The sequence below is a fragment of the Pseudomonas sp. TH37 genome (genome assembly GCF_016650735.1).
Classification (GTDB): Bacteria; Pseudomonadota; Gammaproteobacteria; order Pseudomonadales; family Pseudomonadaceae; genus Aquipseudomonas; species Aquipseudomonas farris.
On sequence record NZ_JAEKFD010000002.1, the window covers coordinates 846,564 to 866,184 of the forward strand.

Genomic DNA, 19,621 nt, shown 5'->3' on the forward strand with positions numbered 1-19,621 from the left:
GCGATCTTTTGATCTTCCGGCGTCTTGCTGACGCTAAAAGATCGCAGCCTGCGGCAGCTCCTACAAAAAACAAGAAAAGCGAGAGTCATGAACATGGAAGTACAGATCAAGCCGATGTCGGTCGGCACGTTATTACTCCTGATTTCATCAGTACCAGGCCCAGCCCAGGCGCTTTATCTGGAAACCGGCACCCTCGGTGACCCCGCCAGTTGGCGCTCGGCAGAGTTCCAGCGCGATTGGGGACTGGCGCGCATGCAGGCCGATCAAGCCTATGCCGCCGGCGTCACCGGCAAGGGCGTGAAAATCGGCGCGCTGGATTCCGGTTTCGATTCCAGCCATCCCGAATTTGCCGCAGATCGTTATCACGCTGTGACCGCCAGTGGCAGCTATGTCGACGGCTCAGCATTCAACGTCGACGGCACGCTCAACACCAACAACGACTCTCACGGCACCCACGTCACCGGCACCATGGGTGCTTCCCGGGATGGCAGCGGCATGCACGGCGTGGCGTACAACGCGCAAATCTACGTCGGCAACACCAACAAGAACGACAGTTTCCTGTTCGGCCCCAGCCCCGACCCGCGCTACTTCACAGCGGTCTATAACGCCTTGGCGGATGCCGGTGTACGCGCGATCAACAACAGTTGGGGCAGCCAGCCGCCGGACGTCAGTTACCGAACCCTCGACGACCTGCACGCCGCCTACGCCCAGCACTGGAACAAAGGCACCTGGCTCGATGCCGCCGCCGACGTTTCGCGGCGCGGCGTGATCAACGTGTTCAGCGCCGGCAACAGCGGCTACCCGAATGCCAGCGTGCGTTCGGCCTTGCCGTACTTTCAGCCGGACCTGGAAGGCCACTGGCTGGCGGTGTCGGGGCTGGATCAAAGCAATCAGCAGAAATACAACCAGTGCGGGATCGCCAAGTATTGGTGCATCACCACACCGGGCGCGAAGATCGACAGCACCATTCCCGGCGGCGGTTACGCGATCAAGTCCGGCACTTCCATGGCCGCGCCGCATGCCACCGGGGCACTGGCGCTGGTGATGGAACGCTATCCGTACATGAACAATCAGCAGGCGCTTGAGGTGCTGCTGACCACCGCAACGCAGCTCGACGGTTCGGTCACCGAGGCACCGAGCACGCGCATCGGTTGGGGTGTGGCCAGCCTTGAGCGGGCGATGCGCGGGCCGGGGCAATTGCTCGGGGCGTTCGACGCCAATCTGGGGGCAGGGCAAAGCGATGTCTGGAGCAACGGCATTACCGACAAGGCGCTGATTCAGCGTCAGGCCGAAGACGCCGCCGAACGCATCGCCTGGCAACAGACGTTGAAGGACAAGGGCTGGGAGAACGGTGTCCCGGCTGGCGCCAGTCAGCAGGATCAGACCGATTACGCAGTGGGCACAGCTCGCGATTCCGCCGCCGCCAACCGAGTCTACGAAGGCAGCCTGATCAAGTCCGGTGCCGGGCGGTTGATGCTGACCGGCGACAGCACTTATCGCGGCCCGACCACGGTCAACGGCGGGTTGCTGGCAGTGAATGGCTCGCTGACGTCGGCGGTCACCGTCAATGACAGTGGCACCCTCGGCGGTAACGGACGAATCGCTGCGTTGACCGCCAATCCCGGCGGCACCGTGGCGCCCGGTAATTCCATCGGCACGTTGCAAGTCAGCGGCGATGTGATATTTGCGCCGGGTTCGACTTATGCCGTCGAACTGTCACCCACCAGCAGCGACCAGATTATTGCGGGCGGTACGGCCACGATCAGCGGCGCCACCGTGAGCCTGTCCCTGGAAAACAGCCCGACCTTGCTCAGCACCCAACAAGTGCAAAGCCTGTTGGGCAATCAGTACAACATCTTGCAAGCGGCGGGCGGGATTCAAGGCCAGTTCGGCGCGGTGCTGCCGAACTACGTGTTCATCGGCGGCAGCCTCGATTACGCCGCGACTGGCATCCAGCTCAGCGTGGAGCGTAACGCCACAACCTTCGCCAGCGTCGGGCAAACACCGAATCAGCGGGCCGTCGCGGCCGCAGCGGAAGGGCTTGGAGCGGGTAACGCGGTGTACGAAAGCCTGCTGCTGTCACCGACCGCGAGTTCGGCGCAACAAGCCTTCCAGCAGTTGTCGGGGGAAATTTACCCGGCGCTGGGCTCGGTGCTGATCAACGACAGCCGTTATCTGCGCGACGCAGTGGGTGAGCGTCTCAATGAAGCCAATGGTTCCCAAAGCAATGGCTGGATCAAGGCATTGGGCGCTTGGGGCAAGACCGATGACAGCCACGATACCGCCGGCTACACCACCTCAATTGGCGGTTTGCTGGCCGGTGTCGATGGCGCGGTGGATGACCAAACCCGTGTGGGCCTGGTCGCCGGTTATAGCGACAGTTCGGTCAGCATGGGCTCTGGAACTCACTCATCAGCGCAGGTCGACAGTTATCACCTGGGTGCCTATGTCGGCCACGAAATGGGCGCCTGGCGTCTGAGTGCCGGTGGTGCCTACAGCTGGCATCGGGCCGACATCAAACGTGACCTGCAATACGGTGACGTCAGCGCCAAACAGAAAGCCAAGGTCGATGCCGGGACTACCCAAGTATTCGGCGAGGCAGCGTATCGCCTGAACCTGCAAGCACTGGCTTTGGAACCGTTCGCCAATCTGGCTTACGTGCACCTAGACACTGAGGGCTTCACCGAAAAAGGTGGCGCCGCGGCGCTCAAAAGCAGTGGAGACCGGCGTGACGCGGTACTCAGCACCCTGGGCGTACGCGCACTGAAAACAGTAACGCTGTCCGGCCAGCAACTGCTGGACCTGAGCGGCAGCCTCGGCTGGCAGCACAACCTGAGCAACACCGATTCCGAGGAACACCTGGCGTTTGCCAGCGGTGGCACTCCGTTCGTGGTGGAAAGCTCGCCGCTGGTTCGCGATGCGGCGCTGGTGGGTGCCCATGCCAGCCTGGCCTTGAGCCGGGATGTTCGGCTGAACCTCGATTACACCGGCCAACTGGCCAGCCGCGAGAAAAGCCACGGCGTCGGGCTGAGTCTCAATTGGCAGTTTTAACGCAGGCGAGGGGGGCTTGGTGCAATCCCTGTGGGAGCGGGCTTGCCCGCGATGAGGAAGTGTCAGTCGACATTAATGTTGCCTGGCACACCGCCTTCGCGGGCAAGCCCGCTCCCACAGGTTCCGCGCCTTGACTGGCAGGATTGGGCTGGCCTTGAGGCACAAGGATTTTGGCAACATAACTAAGGATGGTCGCTGGATGAGAGCTGAAAACAACAATTCGCCCGCTCGGTCGGGCAGCACGTTTACTACTTTAAAAACGCTCAATCGCGCCTTGCTCTGCGCATTGGCCACCCTGGGCACCGCACACGCGGCGCCCTACGTGGAAAACGGCAGAACGGGCGATCCCGATAGCTGGCGCAGCACGGAGTTCAACGCCGACTGGGGCCTGGGGGCGATCAATGCTCAGGAGGCCTATGCCGCCGGTTACACCGGCAAAGGGGTGAAACTGGGGATTTTCGACCAACCGGTTTACGCCTTGCACCCGGAGTTTTCCGGTGCCAATAAAGTGATCACGCTGGTCACCAGTGGCATCCGCGAATACACCGACCCATACATTCCGGTCAAAGCCGGGGACGCCTTTCTCTATGACGGTTCGCCCTCGGTGGGCTCCAACGGCAAACTCGGTGCACACGGCACTCACGTTGGCGGGATCGCCGCAGGCAGTCGCGATGGCGGGCCGATGCACGGCGTCGCCTTTGGTGCGCAAATCATCAGCGCCGACAACGGCGACCCGGGCCCGGAAGACGGCATCATTCGCGGCAACGACGGCGCGGTGTACAAGGCCGGTTGGGATGCCCTGATCGCCAGCGGCGCGCGGATCATCAACAACAGCTGGGGCATCGGCATTACCGACCGCTTCGACTTGGGTGGTCGGGACCCGGCGTATCCGCACTTCACCGTGCAGGACGCACAACTGCAGTTCAACGAGATCCAGGCCCTGCTGGGGACCAAACCCGGCGGTGCCTACGACGGCGCCATCGCCGCGGCCCGCAGTGGCATCGTGACGATCTTCGCCGCCGGCAACGACTACAACCTCAACAATCCGGACGCTATCGCCGGTCTCGGTTACTTCGTCCCGGAGATCGCGCCGAACTGGATGACCGTCGCCGCGTTGCAGAATAACCCGGACACCAGCAGCCCCGACCCTTACAACATCAGCACCTTCTCGTCGCGTTGCGGCTACACCGCGAGCTTCTGCGTGTCGGCACCGGGCAGCCGGATCTACAGTTCGATTATCAGCGGCACCAATGCCGATGACCTGACCACCGGCTACGCCAATTACAACGGCACCTCCATGGCGGCGCCGCACGTTGCAGGCTCGGTGGCGGTGTTGATGGAGCGCTTCCCGTACATGACCGGCGCGCAAGTCGCCAGTGTGCTGCGCACCACTGCCACCGACCTCGGCGCACCCGGCGTCGACTCGCTGTACGGCTGGGGCATGATCAACCTGCGCAAAGGCATCGATGGCCCGGCGATGTTCGTGACCGAGCAGGACATTCCCGAGGAATTCCGCATCGAAGGCGCCTACGGCTCCAGCCAGTTTGTCGCGGACTTGCCAGGTATCGGCGCGATCATCGATGCCGGCAAACCCACCGAACGTGTGTGCAATGACGTGCACTGTGGGCTCGACGTCTGGCGCAACGACATTTCCGGCCATGGCGGCCTGACCAAGCAGGGCATCGGCACGTTGGTGCTGACCGGCGCCAACACCTACGCCGGCCCGACCCTGGTCAACCAGGGCCGATTGGCGATCAATGGTTCGCTGCTGTCGGCCGTCACCGTCAATGACAGCGGCATCCTCGGCGGTAATGGCAGCATCGCGGCGCTGACCGCGAAAAGCGGCGGTACCGTGGCGCCCGGCAATTCCATCGGCACCTTGCAGGTGGCGGGCGACGTGACTTTTGAGCCTGGCTCGACCTACGCCGTAGAACTGTCGCCCACCAGCAGCGACCAGATCATCGCTGGCGGCAAGGCGATCATCGAGGGCGCAACCGTCAGCCTGTCCCTGGAAAACAGCCCGACATTGCTGACCACCAGCGAAGCGAAATCCCTGCTCGGCAATCAGTACAACATTCTGCAAGCGGCCGGCGGAATCGAAGGGCGCTTCGGTGCGGTGGTGCCGGACTACCTGTTCCTCGGCGGCACCCTCGACTATTCGGCTAGCGGCATTCAGCTGGCAGTGGTGCGTAACGCAACATCCTTCACCAGCGTGGGCCAGACCCCGAACCAACGCGCCGTGGCCGCTGCCGCCGAGCAATTGGGCGCAGGCAATCCGCTCTACGAAACCCTGCTGCTGTCGCCGACCGCCGCTGTCGCGCAACAAGCATTCCAGCAACTCTCCGGGGAAATTCATCCGGCAATCGGCACGCTGCTGATCAACGACAGCCGTTACCTGCGCGATGCAGTCGGCGAGCGTCTGCGTGAGCACGATCTGTTCGACGCCGGGGCACCCACCGATGACCGCAGCAACGCCTGGCTCAAAGTACTCGGTGCCTGGGGCAAGAGCGATGGCGGGCATGACAACGCCAGTTCCAATAGCTCCATCGGCGGGCTGCTGGCTGGTGTCGATGGCTTGATCACTGAAGATACGCGACTGGGTTTCGTCACCGGTTATAGCGACAGCTCGTTGAGCATGGGCGATGGCACGCACTCGTCGGCATCGGTCGACAGCTACCACTTGGGTGCGTACCTGGGCCATGAAACCGACGCGCTGCGCCTGAGCGTCGGCGGTGCTTACAGCTGGCATCGCATCGACGTCAAACGTGACCTGCAATTTAACGGTGTCAGCGGCAAGCAGAAATCCAAACGCGATGCGACCTCCGCGCAACTGTTCACCGAAGCGGCGTATCGCCTGGACCTGCAACCGATCGCTCTGGAGCCATTCGTTAACTTGGCTTACGTGCACTTGAACACTGAAAGCTTCAGCGAAAAAGGTGACGCCGCTGCACTCAAGGGCGGTGAAAACAACCGCGACGTGGTGCTTTCGACCCTTGGCTTGCGGGCGAGCAAAGCCATTGCGTTGTCCGACCAGCAACAGCTGGAACTGTCCGGCACGCTCGGCTGGCAGCACAACCTGAGCAACACCCGTTCTGAAGACCACCTGGCCTTCGTCAACGGCAACACCGCGTTCAGCGTGCAAAGCGTGTCCATGGACCGCGATGCCGCAGTGGTCGGTGCCCGTGCCGGATTGGCGCTGGGCCGTGATACCCGTTTGAACCTGGATTACAACGGGCTGCTCGGCTCCCGGGAAAAAGACCACGGTGTGGGCCTGACCCTGGACTGGCAGTTCTGATTTGACGCTAAGGAAGCAAGAACATGGGACTGTTTGATTACAAAAATGCCGGCAGTGAGGCCGGCAAGGCGCTGTACTCCGACGCGATCGCGCTAACGCTCTACGCGTACACACCGACCGGCCAGCCACTGCCGGCGACCGCTTGGGCGCCGATTGGCGCGGCAGCGTTGGGCTATCAGGGCAAGGTCGGGGCCCAAGGCACCTTCTATGGCGAGAAGGACGGCTTCACCAGCGCCGAAGCCGAAGTGCTCGGTAAATACGACGGGGCAGGGAAGCTGATCGGTATCGGTATCGCCTTCCGTGGCACCGGTGGCCTGGGCTACAGCGACACTTTCGGCGACATGAAAAACAATCTGCTGGCCGCGGTCGGGCCGGTGGATTACGCGACGAACTACGCGAAAAACGCCTTCGACACTTTGCTCAAGGACGTCGCCGCGTTTGCCATCGCCCACGGCTTGAGTGCCAAGGACGTATTGGTCAGCGGGCATAGCCTTGGCGGGTTAGGGGTCAACAGCCTGGCAGAGTTGAGCGGGAACAATTGGGATGGTTTCTTCAAGGACGCCAACTATGTTGCGTTCGCCTCGCCGACCCAAAGCGCCACCGGCAACAATGTGCTGAACATCGGCTATGAGAATGATCCGGTGTTTCGAGTGCTCGACGGCACCACCTTCAGCAGTGGCTCGCTGGGCAAGCACGACGGACATCAGGATTCGGCGACCAATAACATCGTCAACTTCAATGACCAATACGCCTCCACCGCGCAGAACCTGGTGCCATTCAGCATTCTCAACCCGCTGAACTGGTCGGCCCACGGTTCGTTGGGCTATGACGACGGCTTGAACCGGGTGATCGACTCGCGCTTCTACGACCTTACCGACAAGGACTCGACGCTGATCGTGTCCAACCTGTCGGAATCGTCCCGAGGCAGCACCTGGATCGAGGACCTTGGCCGCAGCGGCGAGCCGCATACCGGCAGCACGTTCATCATCGGCACCGACAGCAATGACTTGCTCAAGGGCGGCGCGGGCAATGACTTCATCGAAGGCCGTGACGGTAATGACCGGTTCCGCGATGACGGAGGCTACAACCTGCTGCTGGGTGGCAAGGGCAGCAACACCTTCGAGCTGCAGAAGCCGTTGCAGAACTTCAGCTTTACCAATGACGGCGACGGCACGCTGTATGTGCGCGACGCCTACGGCGGCATCAGCATGACCCGTGATATCGGCGCGCTGGTGAGCAAGGAATCGGGGTCGTGGTGGGGCAGCAAGGACATCACCTACAACGTCACCGCCAATGGCTTGCTCAATGGCAGTGAACTGACCCACTACAACCACTCGCTCAACGGCGATGGCTATGGCAACACGCTGGTGGCCAGTGTCGACGGTGACTGGCTGTTCGGCAACGCCGGCGACGATCTGCTGCGCAGCGACAAAAGCCACGTGACCTTCGTCGGTGGCGCGGGCAATGACGTGATGCATGCCTCGGGGAGCGGCAACAACACTTTCCTGTTCAGCGGCGCCTTCGGCTTCGACGCGATCAATGGCTACCAGGGCAGCGACAAACTGGTGTTCATGGGCGTCCAGGGCGCGGGGCAGGGCTATGACTACGCGCAGCACGCGACCCAGGCCGGCAACGACACTGTGCTCAAGATTGGCGATTACGCCGTAACGCTGGTGGGCGTGGGTCTGGATAATCTCTCGGCTTCGGGAATTACGTTTGCGTAAAAGCTGCATGCACTAGAGGCTCCGGGGCGTCTCGTGATTGAGGCGTCCTGGCTGTGAGCTATCTCTGACAATTCCAACAAAGAGAGAGGCAATACCAATGGGTGTGTATGACTACAAAAACTTCGGCACAGCAGACTCCAAGGCGTTGTTCAGCGACGCCATGGCGATCACGCTGTATTCCTATCACAACCTCGACAACGGTTTCGCCACCGGTTATCAGCAAAACGGCTTCGGCCTGGGCTTGCCGGCAACCCTGGTCACCGCACTGATTGGCGGCACCGATTCTCAAGGCGTCATTCCCGGCATTCCCTGGAACCCCGATTCGGAGAAGGCTGCTCTCGAAGCTGTGCAAAAAGCCGGCTGGACGCCGATCACCGCCGCGCAACTGGGCTATGACGGCAAGACCGACGCTCGCGGAACCTTCTTCGGCGAGAAGGCCGGTTACACCAGCGCTCAAGTGGAGATCCTCGGCAAGTACGACGCCCAGGGACATCTCACCGAAATCGGCATCGCTTTTCGCGGCACCAGCGGCCCGCGAGAAATCCAGATCGGCGACTCCATCGGTGACGTGATCAACGATTTGCTTGCGGCCTTGGGTCCCAAGGATTATGCGAAAAACTATGTGGGCGAAGCCTTCGGCAATCTGCTCAGTGACGTTGCGGCATTTGCCCAGGCCAATGGGCTGTCGGGCAAGGACGTGCTGGTCAGCGGCCACAGCCTCGGTGGCCTGGCGGTCAATAGCCTGGCGGACTTGAGCAGCGAAAAATGGTCCGGGTTCTACCAGGACTCCAACTACATCGCCTACGCCTCGCCGACGCAAAGCAGCAGCGACAAAGTGCTGAACATCGGTTATGAAAACGACCCGGTATTCCGCGCCCTTGATGGCTCGTCATTCAACCTGTCCTCGGTTGGCGTGCACGATGCCGCCAAGGATTCGACGACCGATAACATCGTCAGCTTCAACGACCACTACGCCTCGACGGCGTGGAACGTGCTGCCGTATTCCATCCTCAACATCCCCACCTGGATTTCACACTTGCCCACCGGTTACGGCGACGGCATGACCCGGGTGCTGGAGTCGCAGTTCTACGACCTGACCAGCAAAGATTCGACCATCATCGTCGCCAACCTCTCGGACCCGGCGCGCAGCAACACGTGGGTCCAGGACTTGAACCGCAACGCCGAAACCCACAAAGGCAGCACCTTCATCATCGGCAGCGACGGTAATGACCTGATCCAGGGCGGCAAGGGCAACGACTACCTGGAAGGGCGCGACGGTAACGACACCTTCCGCGATGGCGGTGGCTACAACATTCTGTTGGGCGGCAAGGGCAGCAACGTGCTGGACCTGCAGCAGTCGGTGAAGAACTTCGTCTTTGCCAATGACGGTGCCGGCAACCTGTACGTACGCGACGCCAATGGCAGCATCAGCATTACTCGCGACATCGGCAGCATCGTTACCAAGGAGCCAGGTTTTCTCTGGGGTGTGTTCAAGGATGACGTGACCCACAGCGTCACAGCCAATGGTCTTGCGGTCGGTAGCAACCTGACTCAGTACGCTTCAAGCGTGAAGGGCACGACCGGCGCCGACACCCTCAACGCTCACGCAACGGGCGACTGGTTGTTTGGTCTCGATGGCAACGACCATTTGATTGGCAGTATTGGCAACGACGTGTTTGTCGGCGGGGCGGGTAATGACCTGATGGAGTCGGGCGGCGGGGTCGACACGTTCCTGTTCAGCGGTGCGTTTGGCCAGGACCGTGTGGTGGGTTATCAAGCCAACGACAAACTGGTTTTTTTCGGGGTTCAGGGGGTTGCGCCGAACGACGACTTCCGCGCCCATGCCACGGCGGTGGGGCAGGATACGCTGCTGACGTTTGGCAGCGATTCGGTGACCCTGGTGGGTGTCGGGCTGGACAGTTTGGCCAGTGGGGGAATTGTGATCGCCTGAGTTTAGCGGGGCGCCTGTCAGGGCCCTATCGCGGGCAAGCCCGCCCCCACAGTGGTTGGTGATGTTCACAAAATCTGTGTCCGCATCAAATCCCTGTGGGAGCGGGCTTGCCCGCGATGAACGATAACGCGGTAATTCAGTGACTCACCATTCACTCCCGGACTCCAATACCTGCACCAACAGGAACTGGCACTAAACCATCAGCCCATCCACGCGTTATCCCTATGACGCCGGTGCTGCATGCCGCCATTGAGTACAGGAGATTTTGCAACGTGAGTAACAGCAAGAGGTACACCGTCGGTTTGGCGCTGGCCTTGTTATCGGCAACCGCCGCCGCAGAACTGCCTCAGAGCTCGATTCTGACCCGTTACGGGGTCACCTCCGATCAACTGCCAAAACCGGCCGCGATCGAAACCACCAAACCCGCCACGCCCGTCGAAGAGAAAAGCCGCTTTCAGGTCCAACCGGAACAGCCTTGGGTGACAGTGCGCCTGGGCGACGGCAAACTACCGGAGAAGACCGGCAATATCAGCATCGATCGTTCGATGCAGCAGGAACGGGAGCGTTGCCAGCGGATGCAGGAACGACTGATGCTCAAAGGAGGGCAATCCTTCTCCTGCGATAACAATATTCTGGGAACTCACTGAGCATAACGGGTGACCCTGAGCATAATGCCGGTTAGTTAAGCCGTAATGCGATCTGTAGCAGCTGCCGAAGGCTGCGTTCGGCTGCGCAGCAGTCGTAAATCCGGCTGATGCGATTTGCCTGATACACCGCAAGTTCGGGTTTGACGACTGCTGCGCAGCCGAACGCAGCCTCGCAGGCTCGACAGCTGCTACAAAGAGTGCGTCGTGGCTTAACTAACCGGCATTAGGCGATCAATAACCCTGCGCACGATCGATCTGACCGAGCATCGGATCCCCCCGTTGATGCCGGCGAATGTTCTCCAGCAACACCCCAAAGGCGCTTTCTGGCTGAGTCATCGCCGCGATGTGCGGTGTCAGCAGAATCTGCGGGTGGTGCCAGAACGGATGATCTACCGGTGCCGGTTCCTGCTGCAGCACATCAAGGACCGCGCCGCTCAAATGCCCGCTGTCCAATGCCTCAAGCAAATCACTTTCCACCAGATGCCCGCCACGGCCCATGTTGATCAGCGCCGCGCCACGGGGCAGTTGCTCAAACAGCCTGCGATCAAGAATGCCCTCGGTCTGTTCGGTCAGCGGCAATACACACAAGAGAATGTCGCACTGGCTGAGGAACGCCCGCAGTTGCTGGTTGCCGGCATAGCAATCGATCCCCGGAATTTGATGGGCACTGCGCGCCCAGCCTGATAAGGCAAAGCCCAGCGGTTGCAAGGTCGCCAGAATCTGCTGCGCCTGAGCGCCAAGCCCCATGACACCGACCCGACGCCTGGCCGCCGGTTGCAGCAAGTGCGCTTGCCAGCAGCGGGCCAATTGTTGCTGGCGATAGCGCAGCATGTCCCGGTGCAGGCTGAGCACGGCAAAAGTGGCGTATTCGCACATGCCACGGGTGATGCCGGGATCCAGCAGGCGCACCACCGGCAAGCTCGTCGGCAGGCGATTGAGGTCGAGTTGATCGACGCCGGCGGACAAGGCAAACAGCACTTGCAGATTGGGCAGTACAACCTCGAGATCGTCGGGTGCCTGCCACGCGGCCAGGTACTGAATGTCCTTCGGGTCGCCGATGTCCGGCCACGCGCGCCATTCGATATCCGGGGCGTGTTCGGCGAACAGCGCTTTCCACTGTTCGCCGCGCACAGGGTCAGCTTTATACAGCAGGGCCATGGGCATTTCCTGATAGGTGAAGATGGTGCCCATCATCGCGCAACGCCAGCGCAGGATCTGTCGAAAGCAGCGGGTTTAACGCGTTGAGTAACGTTGTATCGGCCATGCACCGGCAGATTCGGCCGGCTAAAGGAATCTGCCGTTTGGCGGGGTGAAAACAGTCGATCCGAATTTCTCAGGGGGCAAGTTCGGCGTAGTTCGTTTCGCGCAAGCCTTAACCTGAACACCATCGCAACCACTTCCCGGTTGCCGGACTCACGATGGGAAATGCCATGAATAGCAAAGTCGACGAAACCCCTCATTTGCTCCGTCAGCGCGATCAATTCGTGCCACGTGGCCTGGTTACCGCACATCCGTTGGTGATCGATCGGGCCCAAGGCTCAGAATTGTGGGACGTGGACGGCAAGCGCTACCTGGACTTTGTCGGCGGTATCGGTGTGCTGAACATCGGTCACAATCACCCGAAGGTGGTCGCGGCGGTGCAGGCGCAGCTGCAAAAAATCTCCCACGCCTGTTTCCAGGTGGTGGCCTACAAGCCTTATCTCGACCTGGCTCAGCGCCTGTGCGAAATGATCGGCGGCCAGGAATCCTATAAAGCCGCGTTCTTCACCTCCGGCGCCGAAGCCGTGGAAAACGCGGTGAAGATTGCCCGCGCCCACACCAACCGCTCGGCGGTGATCGCCTTTCGCGGCGGGTTCCACGGCCGGACCTTGCTCGGCACCACGCTGACCGGCATGAGCCAGCCCTATAAGCAGAACTTCGGGCCGTTCGCGCCGGAGGTCTTCCACACCCCGTATCCGAATGCCTATCGCGGCGTGACCAGCGACATGGCGCTCAAGGCGCTGGATGAATTGTTGGCCACTCAAGTGGCGCCCGAGCGGGTCGCGGCGATCATTATCGAACCGGTGCAGGGCGATGGCGGTTTCCTCTCGGCACCGACGGAGTTTCTCCAGGCCCTGCGTGCCTTGACTGAAAAACACGGCATCGTGCTGATCCTTGATGAAATCCAGACCGGTTTCGGTCGCACCGGCAAATGGTTCGGCTTCCAGCACGCCGGCATTCAGCCGGACTTGGTCTCTGTCGCCAAAAGCCTGGCCGGTGGTTTGCCGCTGTCCGGTGTGGTCGGCAAGGCCGAGATCATGGACGCGCCGTTACCCGGCGGCCTCGGTGGCACTTACGGCGGTAACGCGCTGTCGTGCGCGGCGGCGCTGGCGGTGATCGAGGCTTATGAGCAAGAGCAGTTGCTGGCGCGCGGTGATGCTTTGGGCGAACGTCTGCGTCAGGGCTTGTTGCGCTTGCAGGCTCGTTACCCGCGCATCGGCGACGTGCGGGGCAGCGGCTTCATGCTGGCGATCGAGCTGATCAAGGATGACGACGCGCGCACCCCCGATGCCGAGCTGAATCAACGGCTGATCGACGAAGCCCGGGCCGGTGGCCTGCTGGTGATCAAGTGCGGCGTGTACCGCAACGTGCTGCGCTTCCTCGCGCCGCTGGTGACCACCGAAGCGCAGGTCGACGAAGCGCTGCAGATTCTCGACGCGGCGCTGGCACGAGTCTTGAACTGAGCTCACGCCTGCTCGGGGCGGTGCCACATGGCATCGCCCGTGAGCATTTATGGAGCATGGATTGATGGAATGCATCATCGGAGGCTTTACACACCATGGGGCTGACTGATTATCGAGCGTTGTTGATCGATTGCGATGAGGTCCTGGTGGATCGCGATTCCGGGGTCTGGACGGCGTTGCAGCCGCTGCTCGACAGCCGTGGCGGTCACCCGGACAAAACACAGGTGCTGGCCGAATTCAGCGAGGTGGTGCATGCGCTGTACCCGCGCTTCGGCGAACTGGGTTTCAGCGGCTTGCTGTGTTTCGCCCACCGTCAGTTGGCCGAGCGCTGGGGGCTGAAGGCCAGTTGGGAGGAGGGCATGAGCTTTGCCCGCTCGGTGGCGGGTTGGTCGTTGTTCGAAGACGCACCCGGCGCGATGCTGTACCTGCGCAAGTTCTATCGGCTGCTGGTGCACGGCGATCGCGATGCCGAGGATCGCGGCCTATTGTGCGAGCGCCTGGGGATCATGCCCGAGGATTTTATTTCACTGGCCAGTGATCCCCTGCGGGATCACGATTGGCTGGCGGCCAATGAGCTTGACGCCAAAACCATCCTCCAGGTGACCCGGCCTTCCGCCCGGCAGCAGGGCGCGGGCGCTGTCTGTCTGATCTGTCGCGGCCGGGGCAAACACCCGACGCCGTGCGCCGCGGATTACTGCATCAACAGCATGGCGGATCTGGTGGCTCAGCATCAGCTGTCTTTACGGCGCTGATTTTGCTAGAAGATTGTCTTACAAACGGCAGTCAAGAGGTACGCAATGGAAGGTTTAGTAAAACTGGACCGGATCGACATCAGCATCTTGGTTGAACTGCAAAAGGATGGGCGCATGACCAACGTCAGCCTGGCCGATGCCGTGGGCCTGTCGGCCAGCCCCTGCCTGCAACGGGTCAAACGGCTTGAGTCGGCCGGGTATATCTCCAGCTACAAGGCTCACCTGAACCTGGCCAAGATCACCGACTCGGTCACGGTGTTCACCGAAATCACCTTGAGCGACCACAAGCGCGAAGACTTCGCCAAGTTCGAATCCAATATCCGTCTGGTCGATGAAGTGCTCGAATGCCACCTGATCAGTGGCGGCTACGATTACCTGGTGCGTTTCATGACCCGTAGCATCCAGCATTATCAGGAAGTGATCGAAAGCCTGCTGGACAAGAACATCGGCATCTCCAAGTACTTCAGCTACATCGTCATCAAATCACCCGTGCTCAAGGACGGCGTGCCGCTGCGCAAATTACTGCGTCACTGAAACTCCCTCCGCATATACACCATTCCCTTGCAACCTGCCGCGCCTGTAAAAAAGGCGCGCGACGGGCTGTTGCCGATCTGCGGCGCACCCCCTGTAGCAGCTGCCGAGCCTGCGAGGCTGCGTTCGGCTGCGCAGCAGTCGTAAAATCAGGCACCGCGGTCCGTCAGGCACACCGTGCATTCAGGATTCACGACTGCTTCGCAGTCGAACGCAGCCTCGCAGGCTCGGCAGCTGCTACACGCCGCGGCATTACGCGCGATGGGCTGCTCTGGGAATGCACCCCGATTGGACATCGGCCCCGCCAAACCTCTCAACACGCTTCATGCTGGCGCAGGCCGCATAAATAGCTGTTTACGCCACAAAAACAGTCTTCATTTGCGTTATGAGCGATGAATTCGGAGCGAAGCACAAAATAGCCTGCGTTGTAATGCGTTCAGAGAGAGGGGCAGATCGTTGCAGGGCTGCGACGATCCGTTGAACGACACCAATCGGAGCGCAAAAAAAATGCGAATGAGCCACGCAAAAAAAGCACTGTTGGGTTACGGCGTCTTCATGCTGGCGAGCAGCAGCGAAGCGCATCAAATCTGGTACGAGCAGCCACCGGGGCAACCCCTGGCGTTGTACTACGGGGAATATGACAAGAACATGCTGGAAGTCACACCGGGCGGGATGGACCGGTTCCGGCAACTCAAGGGGTGGTCGATCAACAACAAGTCTCAACCGTTGAGCCTGACCTTGCGGCGCCAGGCATTTGCTGTGGCGCATCAAACCAAGGCGGATGACTCGCTGCTGGCCGAGGACACGCATTACCCGATCTTCGACCTTCACGACGGCGATAAAACGCAAAAGGCTTACTGGACGCCCGCCACCCGTTGGGTTGGTGACTTGCGCGCCCGAACGCCGGAACTGACGCTGGATATCGTGCCCACCGGTGTCGCCGATGCCGGCAAGGCGCAGTTTCAGGTGTTCTATGCGCACAAGCCCTTGGCCGATCAAGACGTGGTGCTGGAAACCGGTTCCGGCGAAGTGTTTACCCGGCGCACCGATGCGACCGGCAAGGTCAGTTTCGAGCTGCCTTGGCAGGGCATCTATGTGGTGGCCGTCGAATACAAGGACCACACCGCCGGCGAGCGCATCGACCCTCAGGGCCAGGCCGAACCCTTTGACGTGAAGAGCTTCAGTTCGACGCTGTCGTTCTATCGAAAGGAAGGTCAGGTACCCTTGCCGCGGGCGCCGTCGCAGTTGCCGGCATCGGAAGTTGCCAGGCTGAAGAAACAGGGCTGAGCCAGCGGTAGTCCACTGACCACGACATGAGTGACTGATATGACCCTATCCACAAGCGTGGCAGCGCAGGCGGGAAGTGTTTCCCCTGCGCTTGCCTCCAGCGCTGCAAAAACCAACACCCGGATGCTCGCCATCGATGCCCTGCGCGGCTTCGTCATGCTCTGCATGCTCGTCGACCATGTGCGGGAAACCTTTTTGCTGCACCGCCAGGTGACCGACCCGATCGACGCCTTGAGCGTGACCCCGGACCTGTTCTTCACCCGACTGCTGAGCACCATCTGCGCCCCGGTGTTCATCTTTCTCACCGGTTTGTCGGCCTGGCTCTACAGCCAGAAACACACGGCCAATGAGACATCGGTATTCCTGCTCAAGCGCGGGTTGTTCCTGGTGCTTCTGGAACTCACGTTCGTGTGCTTTGCCTGGAACGCCGAGTTCCCGCCCAAGACGTTGTGGCTGCAAGTGATCTGGTGCATCGGCATCTGCATGATCGTGCTTGCCGGGTTGCTGCACTTCAAGCGCGGTTGGTTGATCGTGCTCGGGGTAGCGATTGTCGCCGGGCACAACCTGCTCGACGGCGTGACCGTGGGGCCGGATTCGCCGTTCTACGTGCCGTGGTCGATCCTGCATCAGCGGGTGTTCATCGACATCACCGAGTTCACCCGGGCTCGCACCACATATCCGGTGTTGCCGTGGATCGGGGTGATTCTGCTGGGCTGGGCCATCGGGCCATGGTTCGGTAAGGACATGGAAGCGGCCGAGCGGATTTCCCGTTTGCTGAAAGTCGGTGTCGGCCTGCTGGTGGCGTTCGTGTTCATTCGTTACCTGAACGTCTACGGCGAGAAGCCTTGGGTGCAGACCGGTGATTCCCTGCGCACGTTCATGAGCTTCATGAGCGCGAAAAAATACCCGCCATCGCTGATGTTCCTGATGCCGACCCTCGGCCTGGGGCTGATCCTTTTGGCGTTGTTCGAGAAGGCCCAGGATCGCTGGTCCACCGCGACTCTGGCGATCTACGGCGGTGCGCCGATGTTCTTCTATTTGCTGCACCTGTACGTGCTCAAGGCCATGTACCTGGTGTCCGTTGCGATCTGGGGCGCCAATCAGGGCACCTATTATGGTTTCGATAACCTGCCCATGGTCTGGCTGTGGAGCGTGATCCTCGGGGTGTTGCTGTTCTTCCCGACGCGCTGGTTCGCCAACCTCAAACAGCGCCGTCGCGACATCGCGATTCTCAAATACCTCTGATTTACAGGCGTTGATTTACAGACGCTGATTCCCAGAGTTGCCCCTCGGTGTCCCCCATTCGGCGGGACACCTTACAGACCCGCTATGCACGACTGATTTTCCAGGAGTCAAACTGTGAAGACGTTGACCACGCACGCCCTGCTTTTGGCCTTGGGGGGGCAAAGCCTGCTCGCTCAGGCATCGGAACAAGACAATGCCAAAGGTTTTTTAGAGGACGGCCAATGGAACCTGCTCAATCGCAGCGTCTATGACCGTCGCGATTATGAACACGGCTCGCTCAGCAACGGCGCGCGCAATGCCTATAAACCCAGGGCCCAGCGCAGTGATCTGGCGGAGGAATGGGCTTATGGTCTGATGGCCGATGTGGCCTCGGGTTTCACCACCGGCACCGTAGGCTTTGGGCTGGACGCACACCTGTATTCCGGCTGGCAACTGGACAGCGGAGGCGGGCGTGCCGGCAAGGCCCGACTGCTGGGCGTCGACAACGAAGGTCACCCCAAAGACGAGTTCAGCCGAGGCGGCGCTGTGGCCAAGCTGCGTTTCTCCTCCACCGAATTACGTTACGGCGAGCAGCGAGTGAAAACCCCGGTGTTCGGCTCTTCCGACAGTCGCTTGTTACCCGAGACCGCCACCGGTTGGCTGTTGACCAGCCGCGAACTGCCTGGCACCACGCTGTATGGCGGGCACTTCAACGAGAGTACCGACCGTAACGCCACCAGCCATGACCAAGGCTTCGTGGTCAATTACTCCAACGGCAAACAAGGCAACAGCTTCGACTTGATCGGTGCGCGCAACACCTCGATCAAAGGGCTCAACGCCAGCCTGTTCAGCGCGGTGTACGACGATACCTGGCGTCAGCACTATTTGGGCGCGGTCTACACGCAGCCGTTGGCCGAAGGCCAGGAGCTGATCTTCGACCTCAATCTGTATCGAACCCAGGACACCGGCAAAGCCTTGTCCGGCCGTATCGACAACACCACCTGGAGTTTTCTCTCCACCTACAAGGTCGGCTCCCACAGCTTCGGCCTGGGTTATCAAAAGGTCGACGGCGACACGCCCTATGACTACGTGACCCGCGGTGCGATCTACCTGAGCAACGCGGTGGCGCTGTCCGACTTTAACGCACCCGAAGAAGCGTCCTGGCAAGCCCGCTACGATCTGAACATGGCCGGCTACGGCATACCCGGACTGACCTTCGGCGCACTGTATGTGCGCGGCAGCGGCATCGATGGCACTCACATGGACCCGAACGGCGGTTACAAATGGTTGGGCTACGGGCAGGGCGGCAAACATTGGGAGCGTGATCTGCAAGCCAAGTACGTAGTGCAGTCGGGACCGGCGAAAAACCTCGGATTCACCCTGCGGCATGCGGTCCATCGGGGGAATTCGGCGCAGGCCGAGCTGGATGCCAATCAGATTCGTCTGGCGATTGAATACCCGTTGGGTGGGAAGTTCTGAGGCGCACACCTTGTAGCAGCTGTCGAGCCTGCGAGGCTGCGTTCGGCTGCGAAGCAGTCGTAGAAATAAGCACTGCGGTCCGTCAGGCACACTGTGCATGTAGGGTTTGCGACGGCTTCGCCGCCGAACGCAGCCTCGCAGGCTCGGCAGCTGCTACAGGGTTAGCGCGATCGGCGACAGTTGCGCTGTTTCAAAAAGATTTGAGCTATTTAACCGCATAAACCTTGCGCACATACTTCGCACTGCTCCAGGCGCACGGTGCGCCTTGCGGTACGAACACGGTGTCGCCGGGGTTGACGGTTACGCTGGTTCCATCCGGTGCCTGCAAGGTCACGCTGCCTTCGAGCAGGTGCATCAGCTCGTTGAGTTTGTGCGCCCGGCCATGGCGGGTGTACGGCGTCGAATCCCAGACACCGACGCGCAGATCAGTGGCGTCATCTTCGAAGGCATTGCGGGAGCGGCACTGCGGCGTAGGCCCGGTCAGTATTTGCGGTTCCGGGGCCGTCGAAGGGGACAGCATCGCCAACGGGTCGAGGGCTGTCAGCCCCGGCGTCGCTTCGGCAGTGGGGCTGCTGACGGTGCAGAAGGCCCAGCAAGTGCCGGGTTGCGGCTGAACTCGCAGTGCCGTACCGCGACCGATCACGGCGCTGGCACCGACCCCCAGTTCCAGCGTCTGTTCCCGGGATTGCAGCACGACATGCCCAGCGTGGACCACGATCACTTCGGTGTGCGGAAAGTCATCGATATCGAGGGTTTCGCCTGTATGAACGATGCCCGCCGATACGCCGTCGGGCCCGGTGTAGACGACCTGACGACCGTCCATGAACGGATCGATGGAGCTCAAGGGGGCTGCTTTGAAAGGCGTAGAGATACGGCTGCCGTCGGCGCGAGCCAACAGCAGAACGGTAGGTTGAGACATACGGGTGACGCTCCCTGCAAATGGGGGATAGAAGGTGT

The 19,621-nt window shown here is 60.9% G+C and carries 13 protein-coding genes; 11 read left to right on the forward strand and 2 right to left on the reverse strand.

What is annotated here, in order from left to right:
• Positions 1 to 93: 93 nt before the first annotated feature.
• From JFU11_RS08870 to JFU11_RS08890, 5 genes are all read left to right on the forward strand, one after another.
• Positions 94 to 3,051, forward strand: coding sequence for an autotransporter serine protease (locus JFU11_RS08870; RefSeq protein WP_201121275.1), 2,958 nt, complete (start codon positions 94 to 96; stop codon positions 3,049 to 3,051).
• Positions 3,052 to 3,250: 199 nt separating this feature from the next.
• On the forward strand, positions 3,251 to 6,346 hold the full coding sequence (locus JFU11_RS08875; RefSeq protein WP_201060402.1) for an autotransporter serine protease: 3,096 nt from the start codon (positions 3,251 to 3,253) through the stop codon (positions 6,344 to 6,346).
• Between the two features lie 23 nt (positions 6,347 to 6,369).
• The gene (locus tag JFU11_RS08880; protein ID WP_201060403.1) at positions 6,370 to 8,070 is read left to right on the forward strand and encodes a hypothetical protein; all 1,701 of its coding nucleotides are present in this window, start codon (positions 6,370 to 6,372) and stop codon (positions 8,068 to 8,070) included.
• 97 nt (positions 8,071 to 8,167) lie between these two features.
• Complete coding sequence (locus tag JFU11_RS08885) at positions 8,168 to 10,021, forward strand: hypothetical protein (RefSeq protein WP_201060404.1); 1,854 nt, start codon at positions 8,168 to 8,170, stop codon at positions 10,019 to 10,021.
• A 272-nt stretch (positions 10,022 to 10,293) separates the two neighbouring features.
• Positions 10,294 to 10,668, forward strand: coding sequence for a hypothetical protein (locus JFU11_RS08890; protein ID WP_201060405.1), 375 nt, complete (start codon positions 10,294 to 10,296; stop codon positions 10,666 to 10,668).
• Between the two features lie 231 nt (positions 10,669 to 10,899).
• Here JFU11_RS08890 and JFU11_RS08895 read toward each other — a convergent pair whose 3' ends face one another.
• Entirely contained in the window at positions 10,900 to 11,826 is a 927-nt protein-coding gene (locus JFU11_RS08895; RefSeq protein WP_201087379.1) for a glyoxylate/hydroxypyruvate reductase A, read from the reverse strand.
• Positions 11,827 to 12,098: 272 nt separating this feature from the next.
• On the opposite strand from JFU11_RS08895, the gene gabT reads away from it, so the two are divergent.
• The 6 genes from gabT (at position 12,099) to JFU11_RS08925 (ending at position 18,664) form a co-directional block, all read left to right on the forward strand.
• Positions 12,099 to 13,391, forward strand: coding sequence for a 4-aminobutyrate--2-oxoglutarate transaminase (gene gabT / locus JFU11_RS08900; RefSeq protein WP_201060407.1), 1,293 nt, complete (start codon positions 12,099 to 12,101; stop codon positions 13,389 to 13,391).
• A gap of 95 nt (positions 13,392 to 13,486) precedes the next feature.
• A complete protein-coding gene (locus tag JFU11_RS08905) occupies positions 13,487 to 14,143 on the forward strand; it encodes a 2-haloalkanoic acid dehalogenase (protein WP_123722813.1) in 657 nt (218 codons plus the stop codon).
• A gap of 45 nt (positions 14,144 to 14,188) precedes the next feature.
• A complete protein-coding gene (locus tag JFU11_RS08910) occupies positions 14,189 to 14,677 on the forward strand; it encodes an Lrp/AsnC family transcriptional regulator (RefSeq protein WP_008055821.1) in 489 nt (162 codons plus the stop codon).
• A gap of 510 nt (positions 14,678 to 15,187) precedes the next feature.
• Positions 15,188 to 15,961 carry a DUF4198 domain-containing protein gene (locus tag JFU11_RS08915; protein ID WP_201060408.1) on the forward strand — a complete coding sequence of 258 codons (774 nt, stop codon included), beginning with the start codon at positions 15,188 to 15,190 and terminating at the stop codon, positions 15,959 to 15,961.
• A 39-nt stretch (positions 15,962 to 16,000) separates the two neighbouring features.
• A complete protein-coding gene (locus JFU11_RS08920; RefSeq protein WP_123722811.1) occupies positions 16,001 to 17,206 on the forward strand; it encodes a heparan-alpha-glucosaminide N-acetyltransferase domain-containing protein in 1,206 nt (401 codons plus the stop codon).
• A gap of 114 nt (positions 17,207 to 17,320) precedes the next feature.
• A complete protein-coding gene (locus tag JFU11_RS08925; RefSeq protein ID WP_201060409.1) occupies positions 17,321 to 18,664 on the forward strand; it encodes an OprD family porin in 1,344 nt (447 codons plus the stop codon).
• Positions 18,665 to 18,869: 205 nt separating this feature from the next.
• On the opposite strand, the gene JFU11_RS08930 is transcribed toward JFU11_RS08925, so the two are convergent.
• Positions 18,870 to 19,583, reverse strand: coding sequence for a cupin domain-containing protein (locus JFU11_RS08930; RefSeq protein ID WP_201060410.1), 714 nt, complete (start codon positions 19,581 to 19,583; stop codon positions 18,870 to 18,872).
• Between the last annotated feature and the right edge of the window lie 38 nt (positions 19,584 to 19,621).

Excerpts from the sequence above, each read along its gene's own strand:
- JFU11_RS08870 (WP_201121275.1), top strand. The coding sequence starts at position 94 with ATGGAAGTACAGATCAAGCCGATGTCGGTCGGCACGTTATTACTCCTG.
- JFU11_RS08930 (WP_201060410.1), bottom strand. The coding sequence starts at position 19,583 with ATGTCTCAACCTACCGTTCTGCTGTTGGCTCGCGCCGACGGCAGCCGT.
- gabT (WP_201060407.1), top strand. The coding sequence starts at position 12,099 with ATGAATAGCAAAGTCGACGAAACCCCTCATTTGCTCCGTCAGCGCGAT.
- JFU11_RS08910 (WP_008055821.1), top strand. The coding sequence starts at position 14,189 with ATGGAAGGTTTAGTAAAACTGGACCGGATCGACATCAGCATCTTGGTT.
- JFU11_RS08880 (WP_201060403.1), top strand. The coding sequence starts at position 6,370 with ATGGGACTGTTTGATTACAAAAATGCCGGCAGTGAGGCCGGCAAGGCG.
- JFU11_RS08920 (WP_123722811.1), top strand. The coding sequence starts at position 16,001 with ATGACCCTATCCACAAGCGTGGCAGCGCAGGCGGGAAGTGTTTCCCCT.
- JFU11_RS08895 (WP_201087379.1), bottom strand. The coding sequence starts at position 11,826 with ATGGCCCTGCTGTATAAAGCTGACCCTGTGCGCGGCGAACAGTGGAAA.
- JFU11_RS08915 (WP_201060408.1), top strand. The coding sequence starts at position 15,188 with ATGAGCCACGCAAAAAAAGCACTGTTGGGTTACGGCGTCTTCATGCTG.
- JFU11_RS08875 (WP_201060402.1), top strand. The coding sequence starts at position 3,251 with ATGAGAGCTGAAAACAACAATTCGCCCGCTCGGTCGGGCAGCACGTTT.
- JFU11_RS08885 (WP_201060404.1), top strand. The coding sequence starts at position 8,168 with ATGGGTGTGTATGACTACAAAAACTTCGGCACAGCAGACTCCAAGGCG.
- JFU11_RS08905 (WP_123722813.1), top strand. The coding sequence starts at position 13,487 with ATGGGGCTGACTGATTATCGAGCGTTGTTGATCGATTGCGATGAGGTC.